Genomic DNA, 19,768 nt, shown 5'->3' with positions numbered 1-19,768 from the left:
CCGCCACGGCAGTGCCGTGGCGGCTTCGGTCGCGAGCGGGCGTCCTGCCCGGCGTACCGGGGAGGACGCGCTCGCGTCAGCTGAACGAGTCGCCGCAGGCGCAGGAGCCGGTGGCGTTGGGGTTGTCGATGGTGAACCCCTGCTTCTCGATGGTGTCCACGAAGTCGATGGAGGCGCCGCCCAGGTACGGGGCGCTCATCCGGTCGGTGACGACCTTGACGCCGTCGAAGTCCTTGATGACGTCGCCGTCCAGCGACCGCTCGTCGAAGAACAGCTGGTAGCGCAGGCCGGAGCAGCCGCCGGGCTGCACCGCCACCCGGAGCGAGAGGTCGTCGCGGCCCTCCTGCTCCAGCAGGTTCTTCACCTTCGCCGCGGCAGCGTCGGACAGGATGATGCCGTCGCTCACAGCGGTCTTGTCCTCAACGGACATCTGCTCACTCCCGGGTAGTACGGACTGCTGGGCCGACTGCTGCAACAGCCGGTGTCCCGGATTCATTCCGGTGTCTCGTCGGTCTGTCCCCCATCGTCCCACACCGGCGCCGGAAGGCGGAGGGCGTGCGGGTGCCCCGCCCGCGACTGCCCGCGCCCCGGGCGTCCCGCCCCGGCCCGCAGGGGCGCGCAGCCCACCTCACCGGCGGGGCGGGCCGCCCCGGGCAGCGGCATGCGTCACATCGACGCGATGGGCATCGTCACGGCGACGAGAAGTCGCTATCATGAATAGCGTCAATCAGACGAAAAGGGCCCCCGGGTCGGCCCACCACCGCGGGGACGCGGTGGCCGCGGCCCGGAGCCGCAGCAGCACGTCCCCGCATCGACCCCGTGGGGACAAGAGAGGTGTGCGCCGTGACCACCGCCCATCCCCTGGACGTCCAGCCCACCCCGCTGGCCCTGCTGCTCCTCGGCCGCCAGTCGGACCCGGCCAGCGAACGGGGCGTGGACTGCCCCGGCGACCTCCCCTCCCCCTCCGACCCGGACCTGGTGGCCCGCGCCCGCGCCGCCAAGGAGGCGCTCGGCGACCGGGTCTTCGTCCTCGGCCACCACTACCAGCGCGACGAGGTCATCGAGTTCGCCGACGTGACCGGCGACTCCTTCAAGCTCGCGCGGGACGCGGCGGCGCGGCCGGAGGCGGAGTTCATCGTCTTCTGCGGCGTCCACTTCATGGCGGAATCGGCCGACATCCTCACCAGCGATGCCCAGCAGGTCGTGCTGCCCGACCTCGCCGCCGGCTGCTCCATGGCCGACATGGCCACCGCCGAGCAGGTCGCCGAGTGCTGGGACGTGCTGACCGAGGCGGGGGTGGCCGGGACGACCGTCCCGGTCTCCTACATGAACTCCTCCGCGGACATCAAGGCCTTCACCGGGCGCCACGGCGGCACCATCTGCACCTCCTCCAATGCCCGCCGGGCCCTTCAGTGGGCGTTCGAGCAGGGCGAGAAGGTGCTCTTCCTCCCCGACCAGCACCTCGGTCGCAACACCGCCGTGCGGGACATGGGCATGACGCCGGAGGACTGCGTCGTCTACAACCCGCACAAGCCCGGCGGCGGACTCACCACGCAGCAGCTGCGCGACGCCCGGATGATCCTGTGGCGCGGCCACTGCTCGGTCCACGGCCGGTTCTCCCTGGACTCGGTGCGGGAGGTCCGCGAACGCATCCCCGGCGTCAACGTCCTCGTCCACCCCGAGTGCAAGCACGAGGTGGTGGCCGCGGCCGACCACGTCGGTTCCACGGAGCACATCATCCGGATGCTGGAGGAGGCGCCCGCCGGGTCGAAGTGGGCGATCGGCACCGAGCTCAACCTGGTACGGCGGCTCGCCCTGCGCTACGCGGCGCAGGACAAGGAGGTCGTCTTCCTGGACCGCACGGTCTGCTTCTGCTCCACCATGAACCGCATCGACCTGCCCCACCTGGTGTGGGCGCTGGAGTCGCTGGCCGCCGGGCGGGTGCGGACGTTCAGTGGGTGCGGCCCGGCGCCCGCGGCGCGGTCACCGGCCCGGTGTCCCGGCCCCGCCGCCCTGGCCGTCGCGCAGGGTGCGGTCGCCCAGCGGCTCGTCGAGTTCGACGGTGAACTGCTCGAACAGCGCCTGCCGGGTGCAGATCCGGTCCGGCTCCGGGTCGACCTCCTCGACGGAGACGGTGACGGACTCGGCCGTCTCCACCGCCACCGCCCGGTACTCGGCGCAGGCGCCGACCCAGGCCCGGTACGTCAGGGAGGTGGCGGAGGCGTCCGCGGGGGCGGGCCCCGGCTCGAGGTCCTCGGGCGGCCCGTCGGGCTCGTACCCGGGCTCGTGCCTGACCGCGCCGTCGGCGTCCGGCTCCCCGGGCAGGCCCGGCTCGACGCCGCCGCCGAACCCACCGGTCGTGCCGGATGTGCCGGATGCGGCGTCGCCGAAGTCCCCGGTGAGCAGCTCCGGTGCGACGGCCACCTCGGCGGTCGGCTCCGCCCCGGGGGCCGCGGCCGCGTGGTGGAACAACCAGGCCGGCACGAGGACCGGGCCACCGGCGACGTGGCGCCGCACCAGGCCGAGCTCGACCTGTGAGACCTCCACCACGAAGGCGTCCGCCGCGGGCTGGGTGACGCCGCCGTTGAGGGCGAGCAGCGCCTCGTCCGCGTCGATCAGCGGATGCCGCGAGTCGTCCGCGGTGGGGACGCCGAGCACGCCTGACCCGTGCACCACCACGCCCCGGGCGTCGACCTGCAACCGTGTCTCCAGCCCAGGCACGGGACGGGCGTCCACCTCTCCGGCCACGCGCACCGTCCGCCGGTCGCCCGCGGTCTCGGTGGTGTCGGCGGCGGCCGGGTCGAGACCGAGCCGGTCCAGCAGCGGGGAGACGGCGGCAAGCGCCTCCTGGGCCGAGGGTGGGGGGCCCATCCGCTCCTCGGGGAGAAGGAACTCCTCCGGCACGGGGGCGTCGGCCAGCCCGCGCTCGCCGTCGTGCGGGCCGGGCGCGATGCGCTCGCCGTCCGGGGCGCCCGGCTCGGCGCCCGTGTCGCCCGGCAGGTCCCGCGCGGGCACGACCGGCTCCGGGCCGGCGGGCTCGGGCATCGCCGGGGAGGACTGCGAGCCGTCCGGATCGGCCGGCGCGCCCGGATCCGGCTCGACCGAGGGCTCCTCGGTCGGGTCCGCCGAGGGCGGCCCGGGCGCGGGCACGCTGAGGGAGAGGTCGTCCGGCCCCGTCACCCACCAGGCGCCCTCGCCGTCCGCGGCCACCGTGAGCCGGGCGCCGACCTCTCCGGGCAACTCGGGTCCGACCTCCCAGCCGCCGCCGACCAGCCGCGGTTCACCCGCCACCTTCAGCAGCGCGGCCAGCTCGCGGACGGACTCCTCGTCGACTGCCTCGCCGTACCCGTACAGCGGGGCCTCGGCCGGGTCCAGCGGGGGGAGTTCCCCGACGACCTCGTGGAAGACGGAGCCGGCGGGGTGCACCGCGGCCTCGGACAGCGTGTCGCCGGGGGTGGCCGGCGACACGGCGGCGGGCGTGCCGTCACCGATGCGGTTGACGCCGTAGGCGCCGCCGGCCAGCAGGGTGAGGGCCGCGGCGCCCGCCAGGACCGGCAGCCAGCGGCGGCTGCGGCGGCCCGCGCCGTCGTCGTCGAGGACGGCCTCTCGCTCGGTCACAGTGGCTCCTTCGTCGCTGGGGCCGCACCGGCCCGTCGTCCTCCTTCGACGGACCGGGCGCGCTGCGGGTTCCCTCGGCTTCGGACGTACCATCGCCCGCCGTCGCCGGTGGCCGGTAGCCTGGTGCGCGCCGGGCAACCGACCGTCCGTCCCCGTCCTCACCCCAGGAGCAGCCCCCCGTGCGTATCGCCGTCTCCGGCTCCATCGCCACCGACCATCTGATGACGTTCCCGGGCCGCTTCGCGGACCAGCTCGTCGGGGATCAACTGCACACCGTCTCGCTGTCGTTCCTCGTGGACGGTCTGGAGGTGCGACGCGGCGGCGTCGCCGCCAACATCAGCTTCGGCATGGGCCAGCTGGGGGCCTCCCCTGTCCTCGTCGGCGCCGCGGGCGCGGACTTCGTGGAGTACCGCGACTGGCTGGACCGCCACGGCGTGGACACCCTCTCGGTGCGCATCTCCGAGACGCTCCACACCGCGCGGTTCGTCTGCACCACCGACGCCGACCACAACCAGCTCGGCTCCTTCTACACCGGCGCCATGAGCGAGGCCCGCCAGATCGAACTGAAGTCGGTCGGCGACCGCGTCGGCGGCCTCGACCTGGTGCACATCGGGGCCGACGACCCCGAGGCGATGGCCCGTCACACCGAGGAGTGCCGCACCCGGGGCATCCCCTTCGCGGCGGACTACTCCCAGCAGCTCGCCCGCATGGAGGGCGAGGAGATCCGCAACCTCACCGACGGCGCCACCTATCTCTTCAACAACGCGTACGAGAAGGCGCTGATCGAGTCCAAGACCGGCTGGGACGCCGAGGAGGTGCTGCGCCGGGTCGGTACCCGCGTCACCACCCTCGGCCCCGAGGGCGCGGTCATCGAGCGGGCGGGCGAGGAGCCGATCCGCGTCGACTGCCCGGAGGAGGAGCGCAAGGCCGACCCCACCGGTGTCGGCGACGCCTTCCGCGCCGGCTTCCTCTCCGGCCTGGTCTGGGGCGCCTCCCTGGAGCGGTCCGCCCAGGTCGGCTGCATGCTCGCCACGCTGGTCATCGAGACGGTCGGCCCCCAGGAGTACACCCTGAGCCGGGGACTGTTCCTGGAGCGGCTGGCCAAGGCGTACGGCCAGGATGCCGCCGACCAGGTCCGCGGCCACCTCAACGTCTGAGCCCGCGACGCCGCCCGCCGCCCCACCCGGGACGGCGGGCGGTTCCGTGCCCGGACACCCGGCGGCGGTGCACCGGTCCCGGCGCGCCCCGCGGGGGCGGCGGTCAGTGCGAGCGCCGCACCCGGTAGGCGGCGGCGGTCGGGCCGACGTCCGCCAGTGGCTCCTCGCCCAGGTACTCCTGACCGCGCATCTCGCACCACGCCGGGACGTCCAGCCGTGCGGCGGAGTCGTCCGCCAGGACCCGCACCACCGAGCCGACGGGCAGTCCGGGCAGCGCCTTCGCCAGTTCGATGACGGGGATCGGGCACCGCCGCCCCAGCGCGTCCACCTCCACCTCCGCCGCGGCCGGGTCGGCGTCGGCCACCGCGGCGGCCGACGCCGCGCCGCCCGGACCGGCGAGCCGGTCGCGCACCCCGGCGACCACCCGGGGCAGCACGGTGAGGAACCGCTCCACCTCGGCGTCGGTCGTGCCGCGCGGCAGGGAGACCCGCACGTTCCCCTCCGACAGGACCCCCATCGCCCGCAGCACGTGGCTGGGCGTCAGCGTGGAGGAGGTGCACGACGAACCGGAGGAGACCGAGAACCCCTCGCGGTCGAGCCCGTCCAGCAGCGCCTCCCCGTCCGCGTACAGACAGGAGAAGGTGACGACGTGCGGCAGCCGGTGCTCGGGGTGGCCCACCACCCAGGTGTCCGGCACCTCCCGCGGCACCCGCTCCCGGACCAGGCGGACCAGCGCGCGGAGCCGGGCGTCCTCGGTGGCGGCGTCGGCGCGCACCGCGCGCAGCGAGGCCGCCGCGGCGACCACCGCGGGCAGGGCCGGGAACCCGGGGGCGCGTCCCGCCTCCCGCTCGTCGTGCGGCTCCGGCGGGGCGAAGCGGGTGCCCTTGCGCACGACCAGGAGACCGACACCGCCGGGCCCGCCCCACTTGTGGGCGCTGGCGGCCAGCAGCGACCACCGGCCCGGCACCGCGGCCCACGGCACCGACTGGGCCGCGTCCACCAGCAGCGGTACGCCGCCGGCGGCGCACGCCTCCGCGACCCCCTCGACCGGTTGTTCGGTGCCGACCTCGTGGTTGGCGGACTGGAGGACCGCCAGCGCGGTGTCCGGGGTGAGCGCGGCGGTCCAGTCGGCGACGGCGGTGCGCCCGGTGCGGTCGGGGGCCACCTCGGCCACCGTCCCCCCGGCCGCGCGGTGCGTCTCGGCGGAGTGGAGCACGGCCGAGTGCTCGACCGCCGAGACCAGCAGTCGGCGGCCGACGCGGCGCCGCGCCGCCCCGCTCCCGGCGATCGCGGTGTGCAGCGCGCGGGTGCCGGAGGTGGTGAAGGACAGTTCGTCGGGGCGGCAGCCGAGCAGGTCGGCGGTGCCCTCGCGGGCGGCGTCCAGCAGCAGCCGGGCGCGCCGTCCCTCGCGGTGCAGCCGGGCCGGGTCGGCCCACCCCTCCTCCCAGGCGGCGAGGAACGCCTCGCGGGCGACCGGGTGCGGGGGAGCGGAGGAGGCGGCGTCGAAGTACGTCACCCCGGCAGGCTACGCCGGGGTGACGCGCCGGACCGGGCTCGCCGCGGGGGCGGCGCGGGCGCCCCCGGCCGCCGCGGCGTGTCCGGTACGTCCCCTGGTGGGGCGGCACGGCGCGTTGGGTACCCTCCCCGCGCAACGCCAGGGGGTGTCCAGTAGGGTTTGGTCCGCGTAAATATCCAAACCCTGCCCGTGCCAGGGTCAGTGCCCCGTCGCCGAGCGATGGCGGCGACCGGGCGCACGGGCGAGACTCTCGGGAAGGCGCTACGTGAGTCCCAACGGCTCCGACCGCTCGACGCGGCGTCCGATGCGGCGGGTACTGCCGCAGGCGCTCATCGCGGGCCTGGTCCTGGCAACCGCCACCGGTTGCACATCCGAGGAATTGCCCCGCCTCGGGCTGCCCAGTCCGGCAACGGAGGAAGCGCCGCGCATCCTGTCCCTGTGGCAGGGGTCGTGGATCGCCGCACTGATCACCGGAGTGATCGTGTGGGGTCTGATCGCGTGGAGCGTCTTCTTCCACCGTCGTTCGCGCACCAAGGTGGAGGTCCCGCCGCAGACGCGGTACAACCTGCCGATCGAGGCGCTCTACACCCTCGTTCCGCTGATCATCGTCTCGGTGCTGTTCTACTTCACAGCACGTGACCAGACCGAGCTGATGAAGACCTCGGACCAGCCGGACCACGTCATCAACGTCGTGGGCTTCAAGTGGAGCTGGGGCTTCAACTACCTGGAGCCGGTCGGTGAGGGCGACGTCTTCGCCCCCGACTCGCCCGAACTGGCGGCCATCCCCGACCGGATGATGGCCGCGGTTCCCGAGAACGCCGACGGTGTCTACGACATCGGCACCCCCGCCGACCGCGACGCCGACACGGGCAACCCCGGTCCGACCCTGGTGCTCCCCGAGGGCGAGACCGTCCAGTTCATCCTGACCTCGCGTGACGTCATCCACTCGTTCTGGGTGGTGCCGTTCCTGATGAAGATGGACGTCATCCCCGGTCACACCAACCGCTTCGAGGTCACCCCCAACAAGCAGGGGACCTTCCTCGGCAAGTGCGCCGAGCTGTGCGGCGTGGACCACTCGCGGATGCTGTTCAACGTCAAGGTCGTCTCGCCGGAGGAGTACCAGGAGCACCTGCAGGATCTGGCCGACCGCGGCCAGACCGGCTACATCCCGGCGGGAATCGAGCAGACCGACGCCGCCAAGAACGCGGAGACGAACCAGCCGTGACCATCCTCGACAGCTCACCCGAGAAGACGGGGTCGGTACCGGCCTCGCCACCCGCGCGCAAGAAGACGCCGGGCCAGATCGTGGTCAAGTGGCTCACCACCACCGACCACAAGACGATCGGCTCGATGTACCTCATCACGTCGTTCTTCTTCTTCGTCGTCGGCGGCGCGATGGCCCTCATCATGCGGGCCGAACTCGCCCGTCCGGGGACCCAGCTCGTCAGCAACGAGCAGTTCAACCAGCTGTTCACCATGCACGGCACGGTGATGCTGCTGCTCTTCGCGACGCCGCTCTTCGCCGGTTTCGCCAACTGGATCATGCCGCTGCAGATCGGCGCGCCCGACGTGGCGTTCCCGCGGCTGAACATGCTGGCGTACTGGCTGTACCTCTTCGGCGGCCTGATCGTCGTCGGCGCCTTCTTCACCCCGCAGGGCGCGGCCAGCTTCGGCTGGTTCGCCTACTCGCCGCTCTCCAACGCGGTCCACTCGCCCGGCATGGGCGCGGACATGTGGGTGATGGGCCTGGCGCTCGGCGGCTTCGGCACCATCCTCGGCGCGGTCAACTTCATCACCACGATCATCTGCATGCGCGCACCCGGCATGACGATGTTCCGGATGCCGATCTTCACCTGGAACGTGCTGCTGACCGGTGTGCTGGTCCTGCTGGCCTTCCCGGTGCTGGCCGCCGCGCTGTTCGGCCTCGCCGCCGACCGGGTCTTCGGCGCCCACATCTTCGACTCCGCCAACGGCGGCGCGATCCTGTGGCAGCACCTGTTCTGGTTCTTCGGCCACCCCGAGGTGTACATCATCGCGCTGCCGTTCTTCGGCATCGTCTCCGAGATCATCCCGGTCTTCAGCCGCAAGCCGATCTTCGGCTACATCGGCCTGGTGGCCGCGACCATCGCCATCGCCGGCCTCTCGGTGACGGTGTGGGCGCACCACATGTACGTGACGGGCGCGGTACTGCTGCCGTTCTTCTCGTTCATGACGTTCCTCATCGCGGTACCGACCGGTGTGAAGTTCTTCAACTGGATCGGCACCATGTGGCGGGGCTCGCTGAGTTTCGAGACGCCGATGCTGTGGACGATCGGTTTCATGGTGACCTTCCTCTTCGGTGGTCTCACCGGTGTCATCCTGGCCTCGCCCCCGCTGGACTTCCACGTCTCGGACTCCTATTTCGTGGTGGCGCACTTCCACTACGTGGTGTTCGGAACCGTCGTCTTCGCGATGTTCGCCGGCTTCCACTTCTGGTGGCCCAAGTTCACCGGCAAGATGCTCGACGAGCGGCTGGGCAAGATCACCTTCTGGACGCTGTTCGTGGGCTTCCACGGCACGTTCCTGGTGCAGCACTGGCTCGGCGCCGAGGGCATGCCCCGCCGGTACGCCGACTACCTGGCGGCCGACGGCTTCACCACGCTGAACATGATCTCGACCATCGGGTCGTTCCTGCTCGGTCTGTCGATCCTTCCGTTCTTCTACAACATCTGGAAGACCTGGAAGTACGGCGAGAAGATCGAGGTCGACGACCCCTGGGGCTACGGCCGCTCCCTGGAGTGGGCGACCGCCTGCCCGCCCCCGCGGCACAACTTCGTCACCCTGCCGCGCATCCGTTCCGAATCGCCCGCGTTCGATCTGCACCACCCGCAGACGGCCGAGCGTGACCAGCTGGACCACAGCGGCGCAGGCGCCGGCGTGTCCCGTGAGGAGGACACCAAGTGAAGATCCAGGGCCACATGTTCAACTGGCTGGCCGGCTTCATCCTGGTCGTCGCCATCGTGTACGGCGTCTGGTCCAAGGAGCCGGTCGGCACGACCGCCCTCTTCCTGTCCTTCGGCCTGAGCATCATGATCGGGTACTACCTGGTCTTCACCGCTCGCCGGGTGGACACCGGGGCGCAGGACGACAAGGACGCCGACGTCGCCGACGACGCGGGCGAGCTGGGCTTCTTCTCCCCGCACAGCTGGGCGCCGCTGGCGCTCGGGCTGGGGTCGGCGTTCGCCTTCCTCGGTCCGGTCTTCGGCTGGTGGTTCCTCTTCTTCACCGCCCCGCTGCTGGTCATCGGCTTGTGGCTGTGGGTCTTCGAGTACTACCGGGGCGAGAACCAGACCCAGTAGCACCGAGTGGCCGCCTGCGGGCGCCCGCGACCGCCGAACGGGTCGGTCCCCGGACTTCGTGTCCGGGGACCGACCCGTTTGCACGCGCTTGGCAGGCTGATGGCGGACATTCTTCATATTTTATGACCATGAGTCACGGGAAAGTCGTCACCGACGGGAACCCCGCCCCGGCCGCCTCCGGCGGCCCCGCGGCCGGTCCGCCCCGCGCGGCCGCCCGGCGTCGTCTGACGCTCGGCTGCGCCCTGATACTCGCCCCTCTGATGATCGGCCTCGCCGGCTGCTCCGGCGGCCCCGAACCGCCGACCCCGACCGGCCCCTACGACGCCGCCGCCGACGTCTCCTTCGGCCCCGCCGAGGGGCCCGAGCAGGCCGCCGTCGACCCCGCCGACCCGCTGCGGGTGACCGCCACCTCCGAGGAGGCGCGCATCACCGACGTCACCGCCGTCGACGCGGCGGGCCGCACCGTCACCGGCGAACTGACGGCCGACGGCGGTGCCTGGAGCAGCACCACACCGCTGGCCGCCGGCATCGAGTACACCGTGGAGGTGGCGACCGAGAACCGCGACGGCCGCCCCGGGCGCCGCACCCACGTCTTCACCACGCGGGACGCCGACTCCACCGCACTGGACATCACCTTCGGCCCCAAGGCCGGTACCTACGGCGTCGGCCAGCCGGTGATCGCGGAGCTGAGCGAGGAGATCGAGGACCGCGAGGCGCGCGCGGTCGTCGAACGCCTGCTCACGGTGGAATCCGAACCGGCGACCGAGGGCTCCTGGCACTGGGCCGACGGCGCCACCATGCACTTCCGCCCGGCCGACTACTGGCCCGCCAATGCCACCGTCCGGGTGAGTTCCGACCTCGCGGGGGTGCACATCCAGGACGGGCTGCGCGGCGCCGAGAGCGAGCCGTTGACCATCCGCACCGGTGACCGGGTGGAGGCGATCGCCGACATCGGCACCCTCACCATGACCGTCACCAGCAACGGCGACGTGGTGCGCACCATGCCGATGACCACCGGCAAGGAGGGCTTCCGCACCCGGGAGGGGAAGAAGGTGATCCTCGGCAAGGAACAGCACGTGCGGATGAACGGCGGCAGCATCGGCATCGCTGCCGGGAGTTCGGAGTACTACGACCTCGACGTCTACTGGGCCGCCCGGCTGACGTGGAGCGGCGAGTACGTCCACGGCGCCCCGTGGTCGGTCGGCTCCCACGGCTCGCAGAACGTCAGTCACGGCTGCACCGGGCTCAGCACCGAGAACGCCCGCTGGTTCTTCGAGTTCGTCAAGGTGGGCGACATCGTCGAGCACGTCAACGGCTACGGCAACGACATGGACCTCTTCGGCAATGGGTTCGGGGACTGGAACATGTCCTGGGACGACTGGCGGCAGGGCAGCGCCCTGCACGGCGACGCCGAGGCCGACGCCGGGACCGGCGACAGCGGCCGGCTGCGCCCGTCCCTGTGACCGGCAGCCGTCAGGACGACGCCGCCGTCCGCACCCCCTGGCGGGGCGCGGACGGCGGCGTCGGAGCGCGGGGCCGGCGCTACGCGGCGGCGGGCAGCCGCCGACGCAGTACCTCGGCCAGCCCGTGGGCCACCTCGGCCGGGTCCAGCGGGTGCGGCACCGCCGCCTCGGCGCGGCTCCAGGTCGCCAGCCAGGCGTCCTGCGGCCGGCCGATCAGCAGCAGCACCGGCGGGCAGTCGAAGATCTCGTCCTTGATCTGCCGGCACACGCCCATGCCGCCGGCGGGAGCGGTCTCGCCGTCCAGCACGCAGGCGTCGATGCCGCCCTCCTCCAGCAGGGAGAGCAGCGCGGGCAGTGTCGCGCACTCCACGTACTCGACCGGCGGGACGTCCGCCGCGGGCCGCCGCCCCGCCGACAACCGGACCTCCTCGCGGGTGTTCACGTTGTCGCTGTACACCAGCACCGTGGCGGTGCGCTGCATCCGTCCTCCTCGATGGCATGCCCGTGCCCGCGTGTGCGGACGCCGCTGGCCGGATCGTACTCCGTCGGTGGCGGCGAGCGGCAGGGGAACGGCACGGACGGCTGCCGACAGGGCCGTACGAGGTGCTCGGGGACGCAGCACCACCGGCCGGACACACCGAACAGGACCCCGGGGGTGAGTGCGGGATAAGCGACCGACATAATGTCGGGCGTGGCGACAGCAACAGCAGAAGCAGAAACCGGGCACGCGCATCACTCGGTCAACCGGCCGAACCTCACGAGCGTCGGCACAGTCATCTGGCTGAGCTCCGAGCTGATGTTCTTCGCGGCCCTCTTCGCGATGTACTTCACCCTGCGATCGGTGATGGGCAGCGAGTACTGGCAGGCCCAGGCGGACCTGCTGAACGTGCCGTACGCCCTGACGATCACCACGATCCTGGTGCTCTCCTCGCTCACCTGTCAGTTCGGCGTGTTCGCCGCCGAACGCGGTGACGTGAAGCGGCTCCGGATGTGGTTCGCGATCACCTTCGTGATGGGCTCGATCTTCATCGGCGGCCAGGTGGCCGAGTACGTGGAACTGGTGGCGCACGAGGGCATCACGCTCTCGTCCGACCCCTACGGCTCGGTCTTCTACCTCACGACCGGTTTCCACGGTCTGCACGTGCTGGGTGGTCTCATCGCCTTCCTGCTGGTGCTGGCCCGGACCTTCATGGCCCGGCGCTTCACGCACGAGCAGGCGACAGCGGCGATCGTGACGTCGTACTACTGGCACTTCGTGGACGTCGTCTGGATCGGTCTGTTCATCACGATCTACATCATCAAGTAGCACCCAACGCAGTGACCGCGCCGGTCCGCCGGCCGCGCACGACCCACGTACCGACGCAGAAGATCCTGACACCGGGGTAATCCGTGAAAAAGCTCTCCGCACGACGGCGCCATCCGCTGGCGGCGCTCGTCGTCCTCCTTTTTGCGCTGGCGACCACAGGGGGGCTGTACACCGCGCTCGCTCCCGCGGGCGAGGCCAAGGCCGAGGCCTCGGACAGCTCGCTGGCGATCGAAGAGGGCAAGAAGCTCTACGCCGTCGGCTGCTCCAGCTGCCATGGACTCGGCGGTCAGGGCAGCAGCGACGGCCCGAGCCTCGTGGGTGTCGGTGCCGCGGCGGTGGACTTCCAGGTCGCCACCGGCCGCATGCCGATGGCCGCCGAGGGCCCCCAGGCGCCCAAGAAGCCCAAGGACTACTCGCCCGAGGAGACCGCCCAGCTGGCGGCCTACATCGCCACCTTCGGGCCTGGTCCGGCCATCCCCGAGTCGTCCGCGTACAACCCGGCGGACGGCAACTCCGCCCAGGGCGGCGAGCTGTTCCGCACCAACTGCGCGCAGTGCCACAACTTCACCGGTCAGGGCGGCGCCCTGACCCACGGCAAGTACGCGCCGAACCTGAAGGACGTCGAGCCCCGCCACATCTACGAGGCGATGCTCACCGGGCCGCAGGCCATGCCGAGCTTCCCCGACTCCGTGCTGCCGCCGGAGCAGAAGCGCGACATCATCGCCTGGCTGGACGCCGTCAACACCTCGGAGGCCCCGAACGAGGGCGGCTTCACGCTCGGTGGGTTCGGCCCGGTCAGCGAGGGGCTGTACGCCTGGACGTTCGGTATCGGCGTGCTCGTCGCCGCGGCGGTGTGGATCGCAGCCCACACGGCAAAGGCCAGGAAGTCATGAGTAGCGAGACTGGATCATCTAAAGACGTGTCAGAGGAACACCTGCCTCACAAGCAGGACCCCGGCGCGGTGACTGTGGCGGACGACCCGTTCGCGGACCCGGGTCTCCCGGCACACGAGCCCCGCAAGCAGGACATCGACGAGCGTGCCGCCAAGCGGTCCGAGCGCGTGGTCACGCTGCTCTTCGCGCTGTCGTCGGTGGCCACGGTGGGCTTCATCGTGTCCTACCTGCTCATCCCGATCGACAAGATCGTCTACATCTGGCCGTTCGGCCACGTGAGCGGCCTCAACTTCGCTCTCGGCTGGACGCTGGGCCTGGCCCTGTTCTGCATCGGCGCCGGCGCGGTCCACTGGGCCCGCACGCTGATGTCGGACGAGGAGGTCCCGGACGAGCGCCACCCGATCGCCGCCTCTCCGGAGGTGAAGGCCGCGGTCCTGGAGGACTGGCGCGCCGGCACCCAGGAGTCCGGCATCGGCTTCGGCCGCCGGAAGATGATGCGCAACTCGCTCCTCGGCGCGATGGCCCTGGTGCCGCTCTCCGGCGTGGTGCTGCTGCGCGACCTCGGCCCCGCCCCGGGCGACAAGCTCTTCCACACCAAGTGGGAGGCGGGCAAGCGGATCGTCAACGAGAACACCGGCCTGCCGCTGCGGCCCGAGGACATCACGGTCGGGTCGCTGACCCAGGCCATGCCCGAGGGCATGGACCTGCACGACCACGACTTCCACTCGGAGATCGCCAAGGCCGCCGTCATGCTGGTCCGGCTGGAGCCGGCCGACATCAAGGACGAGCAGTCGGCCGACTGGGGTCACGAGGGCATCCTCTGCTTCTCGAAGATCTGCACGCACATCGGCTGCCCGGCGACGCTCTACGAGCGCCAGACCCACCACGCGCTGTGCCCCTGCCACCAGTCGACGTTCGACCTCTCCGACGGTGCGCGGGTGCTCTTCGGCCCGGCGGGCCACCCCCTGCCGCAGCTGCGGATCACGACCAATGAGGACGGCGAACTGGTCGCCATGGGCGACTTCGCCGAGCCGCCCGGCCCGAGTTTCTGGGAGCGTGGATGAGTACGGCAACGGACGCGCCGAAGAGCGCGCCGCGTCGCGGGGGCAAGGCCCCGGCGGGCGAGCGCGTCGCGGACTGGGCCGACGGGCGGGTTGGCGTCTACAGCCTCGCCAAGGCCAACATGCGCAAGATCTTCCCCGACCACTGGTCGTTCCTGCTGGGTGAGATCTGCCTCTACGCCTTCGTCATCATCATCCTCACGGGTGTCTACCTCACCCTCTTCTTCGTGCCGAGCATGGCCGAGGTCGAGTACGAGGGCTCCTACATCCCGATGCAGGGTGTCCTGATGTCCGAGGCGTACGCCTCGACGCTGGACATCAGCTTCGACGTCCGCGGCGGTCTCCTCATGCGGGAGATCCACCACTGGGCGGCGCTGATCTTCGTCGTGGCGATCTTCTTCCACATGATGCGGGTGTTCTTCACCGGCGCCTTCCGGAAGCCGCGCGAGATCAACTGGCTGTTCGGCTTCCTCCTGCTGCTGCTGGCGATGGGTACCGGTCTGACCGGCTACTCGCTCCCGGACGACCTGCTCTCCGGTACCGGCGTCCGCTTCATGGAGGGCGCGATCCTGGCGGTGCCGGTGGTCGGGACCTGGCTCCAGATGTTCCTGTTCGGCGGCGAGTTCCCCGGCTACGACATCATCCCCAGGTTCTTCGTGGTGCACGTGCTGCTGCTGCCGGGGCTCATGGTCGGCCTCATCGTGGCGCACCTGATCCTCATCGTGTTCCACAAGCACACCCACTTCGCCGGCCCCGGCCGGACCAACAGCAACGTCGTGGGCATGCCGCTGTTCCCGGTCTACGCGGCGAAGGCGGGCGGCTTCTTCTTCCTGGTCTTCGGCCTCATCGCGATGATCGCGGCCACCACCAGCATCAACCCCGTGTGGGTGCTGGGGCCGTACCGTCCCGACCAGGTGTCGACCAACGCGCAACCCGACTGGTACATGGGCTTCTCCGAGGGGCTGGTCCGGCTCATGCCGGCCTGGGAGATCGTCCTGTTCGACAGCTACACCCTCAACCTGGGTCTGCTGACGCCGCTGGTCGTCCTGCCGCTGATGCTCGGCGCCCTGGCGCTGTACCCGTTCTTCGAGAACTGGGTCACCAAGGACCAGCGCGAGCACCACATCGCGGAGCGCCCCCGCAACGCCCCGACCCGCACCGCCTTCGGTGTGGCGTGGCTGAGCTGGTACTTCATCGCGCTCGTCGCCGGCGGCAACGACCTCTGGGCGATCAACTTCGGCCTGTCGATCAACTCGATCACCTACTTCGGCCGGGTGGCGTTCTTCGTCGTGCCCGTCGTGGTGTTCATCATCGTGCGGCGGATCTGCCTGGGTCTCCAGCGGCGCGACCGCGACAAGGTGCTGCACGGTCGCGAGACCGGCATCATCAAGCGGCTGCCGCACGGTGAGTTCGTCGAGGTGCACGAGCCGCTCTCGCAGGAGAAGCTCTACGCCCTCACCGCGCACGACCAGCACAAGCCCGCGGAGCTGCCGGCGGCCACCGACGCCAACGGCGTCACCCGCAAGGTCGGCGTCGTGGAGAAGGTGCGCGTGCGCATCAGCCGCAGCTACTTCGGTGACAGCGGCCAGGTGGCCAAGCCCACCGCCGAGGAGTACCGGGAGATCACCAGCGGCGAGGGTCACCACCACTGACCCGCCCGTGCCCGAGCGGCACGCGCCGCGGTGAGCGACCGCCGCAACGGCCCCGTCCGATCATCGGACGGGGCCGTTGCCGTGCCCTGCTCCCCGCTAGGGTGGGCCGGCCGCCGGACACGCGGCGGCCGGTCCCCTCGGGCTCCGCCGATCACGTAATCTCCCACCCACACGGCGGGCGCCCCGGCACCCCGCGGGTCGCCGGTGTCCGCCGACCACCGAGCCATGCCGCCGGTCCCCGCCGGCGGTGACCACCAGCGGCACGAGACCTGGAGCCGACCATGAGCGCTGTGACGACCCCCGCCGGAGGCGACACCGTGGCGGACCGCTCCTGGCCGGACGTCCTCGGTTCGCTGCTCGCCGGTGAGGACCTGACCGCCCAGGCCGCGGCCTGGGCGATGGACCGCGTGATGCGGGGCGAGGCCACCGACGCGCAGATCGCCGGGTTCGCGGTGGCGTTGCGGGCCAAGGGCGAGACCGTCGCCGAGGTCGCCGGCCTGGTCCGCGCGATGTACGCCCACGCGCGGCTGATCGAGGTGCCCGGCAGCACGGTCGACATCGTCGGGACGGGCGGCGACCGGGCGGGAACCGTCAACATCTCCACCATGTCGGCCATCGTGGTCGCGGCCACCGGCGCCCGCGTCGTGAAGCACGGCAACCGGGCCGCCTCCAGCCGCAGCGGCGCCTCGGACGTCCTGGAGCGGTTGGGCGTCAACCTGGAGCTCGAGCCGGAGCGGGTCGCACAGGTGGCGGTCGACGCCGGGATCACCTTCTGCTTCGCGGTGCGGTTCCACCCCGCGCTGCGGCATGTCGCGGCGGCGCGGCGGGAGCTGGGGATCGCGACGACCTTCAACTTCCTCGGCCCGCTGACCAACCCGGCACGGGTCGGGGCGCAGGCGACCGGCGTCGCCGACGCGAGGATGGCGCCGATCCTCGCCGGTGTCCTCGCCGAACGCGGCACGTCGGCGCTGGTGTTCCGCGGTGACGACGGGCTGGACGAGCTGACGACCACCGGCACCTCGACCGTGTGGGTGGTGCGGGACGGCCAGGTCCGCCAGGAGAGCTTCCACCCGCGGTCGGTCGGTATCGCGGTGGTGCCCATCGAGGCGCTGCGCGGCGGCGACGCGGGGTACAACGCCGAGGTGGCTCGCCGGTTGCTGGCGGGCGAGCGGGGCCCGGTGCGGGACGCCGTCGTGCTCAATTCCGCCGCCGCGCTGGTCGCGTTGGAGCCGGGCGACGGCCCGCTCGCCGAGCAGCTGGCCGCACAGATGGTGCGGGCCGAGGCCGCGCTCGACGAGGGCGCCGCGGCGGCCACGCTGGAGCGGTGGATCGAGGCAAGCCACCAGCCGTGAACCGCTGCCGTCGGGCCCCGCAGGGCCCGACGGCAGCGGCTCACGGTGCGCCGGTCCGCCTCCGGTGGTTGCGGGTCAGGAGTCCAGGCCGATGGCGAATGCCGCTTCCAGGTCGTGCTGCGAGTAGGTGCGGAAGGCGATGTGCGTCTCGGTCGACTCCACCCCCGGGACCTTGCTGATCCGACCGGGGATGACCTCGGCCAGGTCGTCGTGGCGGGGGACCCGCACCATCGCGATGAGGTCGTGCGCGCCGGTCACCGAGTAGACCTCGCTCACCCCCTCCAGCGCGGCGATCCGCTCGGCGATCTCCGGGATGCGGTCGACGCTGGTCTTGATGAGCACAATCGACGTGATCATGGCTGAGCTCCCCTGGGGTGGTCGGTGCCAGGCGGTACGGCCGCCGCCGCGGCTCACTCTAGGCGATCCGCCCCCGCGGACAGCGGTGCGCGCCGGGGCACGCCCCGGGTGCGGCACGGCGCGCCGCGAGCCACGCCGTCGGCGTGCGGTGAGGCCGTAGGCTGACCCGGGGGCCCCGAAACGTCAGGACAGTCCCGAACAGAGAAAGTAGGACGCGATCATGGCGCTCTCCCAGCCGGCGGACGGGACGAGGTGGCGCTGCACCCTGTGCGGCAACCTCACACGGTTCGACGTCACCCGCACCAGCCGTGTACGGGAGTACGTGCACCTGGACCTCGCGGGGGAGCCGGCGGTCGAGGAGCGCGAAGTGCTCTCCGACCGCGTCGAGTCGATCCGCTGCCGCTGGTGCGACGCCGTGGACCGGGTCGAACTGGTCGAGCGTCCCGACGCGGACGCCTGACGGGCGGTGGGCGAGGTGTCGGAGTCCGAACCCGCGCGCGAACCCGGTTCGCGCGACGAACAGCAGCAGTCGGCCGCAGCGGTACCGGCGGCCGGTACCCCCGAGGCCGCCCCGGCCCCACAGGCGGGCGACGCCGGCGCCGGCGGAGCGGGGCCCGACGCCGGTGCGGCGGTGGCCCTCCCGCCCGACGGGAGCGAGGCCGCCGCCGGCCCCACGGGGGAGGGCCGGGCGGCCGCCGAGGAGGAGCCGGAGGGCCCCCTGCCGGAACGTGTCCGCCACCGGGTGGTGGTGCTGGCCGGCGAGACGTTCGCGGGACTGCGGGTCGCCGAACTCCCTGCCCCACTGCGGCAGTACGCCCGGTTCACCCCCTCGCGGCGCATCAAGTACGGCGCGTCGGCCATCGCCACCGCGCTGGAGACCGACGCCGGGTTCCGGCACCGGGTCGCGGCCCGGCTCCGCACCGACCAGCCCGAGCTGGCCCAGGCGCTGACGGAGGGAACGGTCCCGCCCGCGGCCGATCCGGTCGAGGTCGCCGCGGCGGCGTACGTGCTGCGACCGCCGGGCTGGGTGAAACTGCTGGCGGTCGCGGGTGAGGAGACGCAGCGCGCCGAGGCGGAGCACGCGGACGAGGAGCGCACCCGGGAACTGGAGCGGTTGCGGGAGGAGGTGCACCGGCTGCGGACCGCGGTGCGGGAGGACACCGACCGCCACCGTTCCGAACTGGAGGCGGCGCGGCGGGAGAGCGACGCGGTCCACCGCAAACTGCGCAGCGCGCTGAGCGACGTCCGCCGCGGCGAGGCCGCGCTCCGCAAGGTCCGCGCCGAGCTGGACGAGGTGCGCGCGGACGCGTCGGCGGAGAAGGCGGCCGCCGACGCGGAGGCGCGGCGGCTCCGTGCGCGGCTGGCCGAGTCGGAGACCGCGCTGGAGACGGGCCGGCGCGCCGCCCGGGAGGGGCGCAGTGTCGAGGACGTCCGGCTGCGGCTGCTGCTGGACACCGTGCTGGAGGCCGCGCAGGGGCTGCGACGGGAACTTGCTCTGCCGCCCGCCGACTTCCGGCCCGCGCAGACGGTCGAGGCGGTGGAGCCCGGCGCGCTCACCCCGCACGACGTGGCGCAGCGCGCGCTGGCCGACGACGACCCCGCACTGCTGGACCAGTTGCTGGCGCTGCCGCAGGCCCACCTGGTGGTGGACGGCTACAACGTCACCAAGACCGGCTATCCGACCATGCCGTTGGACAAGCAGCGGATGCGGCTGCTGGGTGGGCTGGCGATGCTGGCCGCGCAGAGCTCCGCCGAGGTCACGTGCGTCTTCGACGGCGCGGAGCTGGACGTGCCGGTGCTGCTCGCGCCGCCGCGGGGGGTTCGGGTGCTGTTCTCCAAGTCGGGCCAGACGGCGGACGAGTTGATCAGACGTCTGGTCCGGGCGGAGCCGCCGGGGCGTCCGGTGGTGGTGGTCTCCGCCGACCGCGAGGTGGCCGACGGCGTGGCGCGCGCCGGTGCACGCCCGGTCGCATCGGTGATGCTGCTGCGCCGGCTCGCACGCGCCTGACGCCCCCTCGGCCCCGGGTCTGACGTGCCGTCGGCCCCGTGCGGGGC

The 19,768-nt window shown here is 72.1% G+C and carries 17 protein-coding genes and 1 pseudogene; 13 read left to right on the top strand and 5 right to left on the bottom strand.

The window, feature by feature from the left end; genetic code table 11:
- Nucleotides 1-76: 76 nt before the first annotated feature.
- Nucleotides 77-430 (bottom strand): iron-sulfur cluster insertion protein ErpA, encoded by a 354-nt coding sequence (erpA, locus tag HCN52_RS07610; RefSeq protein ID WP_168087598.1) that lies wholly within the window; start codon nt 428-430, stop codon nt 77-79.
- Nucleotides 431-843: 413 nt separating this feature from the next.
- Here erpA and nadA point away from each other — a divergent pair.
- Nucleotides 844-1,944, top strand: a pseudogene (nadA, locus tag HCN52_RS07605) (quinolinate synthase NadA); the annotation flags it as partial.
- Nucleotides 1,945-1,983: 39 nt separating this feature from the next.
- Here the strand turns inward: nadA and HCN52_RS07600 are convergent.
- Entirely contained in the window at nt 1,984-3,618 is a 1,635-nt protein-coding gene (locus HCN52_RS07600; RefSeq protein WP_168087597.1) for a hypothetical protein, read from the bottom strand.
- Between the two features lie 179 nt (nt 3,619-3,797).
- Between HCN52_RS07600 and HCN52_RS07595 the strand changes: the two genes are divergently transcribed.
- Nucleotides 3,798-4,775 (top strand): carbohydrate kinase family protein, encoded by a 978-nt coding sequence (locus tag HCN52_RS07595; RefSeq protein ID WP_168087596.1) that lies wholly within the window; start codon nt 3,798-3,800, stop codon nt 4,773-4,775.
- 103 nt (nt 4,776-4,878) lie between these two features.
- On the opposite strand, the gene HCN52_RS07590 is transcribed toward HCN52_RS07595, so the two are convergent.
- On the bottom strand, nt 4,879-6,291 hold the full coding sequence (locus HCN52_RS07590; RefSeq protein ID WP_168087595.1) for a cysteine desulfurase/sulfurtransferase TusA family protein: 1,413 nt from the start codon (nt 6,289-6,291) through the stop codon (nt 4,879-4,881).
- Between the two features lie 265 nt (nt 6,292-6,556).
- On the opposite strand from HCN52_RS07590, the gene ctaC reads away from it, so the two are divergent.
- The 4 genes from ctaC to HCN52_RS07570 all read left to right on the top strand — a co-directional run bounded on the left by ctaC (nt 6,557) and on the right by HCN52_RS07570 (nt 11,092).
- Nucleotides 6,557-7,516, top strand: coding sequence for an aa3-type cytochrome oxidase subunit II (gene ctaC, locus HCN52_RS07585; protein ID WP_168087594.1), 960 nt, complete (start codon nt 6,557-6,559; stop codon nt 7,514-7,516).
- A complete protein-coding gene (gene ctaD, locus HCN52_RS07580) occupies nt 7,513-9,234 on the top strand; it encodes an aa3-type cytochrome oxidase subunit I (protein ID WP_168087593.1) in 1,722 nt (573 codons plus the stop codon). Before ctaC ends, ctaD begins: the two co-directional genes overlap by 4 nt.
- Nucleotides 9,231-9,629 (top strand): cytochrome c oxidase subunit 4, encoded by a 399-nt coding sequence (locus HCN52_RS07575; protein WP_168087592.1) that lies wholly within the window; start codon nt 9,231-9,233, stop codon nt 9,627-9,629. The genes ctaD and HCN52_RS07575 overlap by 4 nt, the downstream gene beginning before the upstream one ends.
- Nucleotides 9,630-9,889: 260 nt before the next feature.
- On the top strand, nt 9,890-11,092 hold the full coding sequence (locus tag HCN52_RS07570) for a L,D-transpeptidase (RefSeq protein WP_168087601.1): 1,203 nt from the start codon (nt 9,890-9,892) through the stop codon (nt 11,090-11,092).
- A gap of 79 nt (nt 11,093-11,171) precedes the next feature.
- Here HCN52_RS07570 and HCN52_RS07565 read toward each other — a convergent pair whose 3' ends face one another.
- On the bottom strand, nt 11,172-11,573 hold the full coding sequence (locus HCN52_RS07565) for a hypothetical protein (protein WP_168087591.1): 402 nt from the start codon (nt 11,571-11,573) through the stop codon (nt 11,172-11,174).
- Between the two features lie 201 nt (nt 11,574-11,774).
- On the opposite strand from HCN52_RS07565, the gene ctaE reads away from it, so the two are divergent.
- The 5 genes from ctaE to trpD all read left to right on the top strand — a co-directional run bounded on the left by ctaE (nt 11,775) and on the right by trpD (nt 17,356).
- Nucleotides 11,775-12,398, top strand: coding sequence for an aa3-type cytochrome oxidase subunit III (ctaE, locus tag HCN52_RS07560; RefSeq protein WP_168087590.1), 624 nt, complete (start codon nt 11,775-11,777; stop codon nt 12,396-12,398).
- An 83-nt stretch (nt 12,399-12,481) separates the two neighbouring features.
- Nucleotides 12,482-13,291 (top strand): cytochrome bc1 complex diheme cytochrome c subunit, encoded by an 810-nt coding sequence (gene qcrC, locus HCN52_RS07555; RefSeq protein ID WP_168087589.1) that lies wholly within the window; start codon nt 12,482-12,484, stop codon nt 13,289-13,291.
- Nucleotides 13,288-14,355: a cytochrome bc1 complex Rieske iron-sulfur subunit gene (gene qcrA / locus HCN52_RS07550; protein ID WP_167969914.1), complete on the top strand. Its 1,068-nt coding sequence runs from the start codon at nt 13,288-13,290 to the stop codon at nt 14,353-14,355. The genes qcrC and qcrA overlap by 4 nt, the downstream gene beginning before the upstream one ends.
- Nucleotides 14,352-16,004, top strand: a complete 1,653-nt coding sequence (gene qcrB, locus HCN52_RS07545) for a cytochrome bc1 complex cytochrome b subunit (RefSeq protein ID WP_168087588.1) — start codon at nt 14,352-14,354, stop codon at nt 16,002-16,004. The genes qcrA and qcrB overlap by 4 nt, the downstream gene beginning before the upstream one ends.
- A 281-nt stretch (nt 16,005-16,285) precedes the next feature.
- Nucleotides 16,286-17,356 (top strand): anthranilate phosphoribosyltransferase, encoded by a 1,071-nt coding sequence (gene trpD, locus HCN52_RS07540; protein ID WP_168087587.1) that lies wholly within the window; start codon nt 16,286-16,288, stop codon nt 17,354-17,356.
- Between the two features lie 75 nt (nt 17,357-17,431).
- On the opposite strand, the gene HCN52_RS07535 is transcribed toward trpD, so the two are convergent.
- On the bottom strand, nt 17,432-17,713 hold the full coding sequence (locus tag HCN52_RS07535; RefSeq protein WP_167932119.1) for an Lrp/AsnC family transcriptional regulator: 282 nt from the start codon (nt 17,711-17,713) through the stop codon (nt 17,432-17,434).
- 220 nt (nt 17,714-17,933) lie between these two features.
- Between HCN52_RS07535 and HCN52_RS07530 the strand changes: the two genes are divergently transcribed.
- Together HCN52_RS07530 and HCN52_RS07525 are read left to right on the top strand one after the other, a co-directional pair.
- Nucleotides 17,934-18,173, top strand: a complete 240-nt coding sequence (locus HCN52_RS07530; RefSeq protein ID WP_168087586.1) for a hypothetical protein — start codon at nt 17,934-17,936, stop codon at nt 18,171-18,173.
- Between the two features lie 258 nt (nt 18,174-18,431).
- The gene (locus HCN52_RS07525) at nt 18,432-19,721 is read left to right on the top strand and encodes an NYN domain-containing protein (protein ID WP_209314264.1); all 1,290 of its coding nucleotides are present in this window, start codon (nt 18,432-18,434) and stop codon (nt 19,719-19,721) included.
- The last annotated feature ends 47 nt before the right edge of the window (nt 19,722-19,768 follow it).

It is taken from the genome of Streptomyces bohaiensis (genome assembly GCF_012033785.1).
GTDB classification, from domain to species: domain Bacteria; phylum Actinomycetota; class Actinomycetes; order Streptomycetales; family Streptomycetaceae; genus Streptomyces; species Streptomyces bohaiensis.
This window is presented reverse-complemented; position numbering and strand designations above follow the sequence as displayed.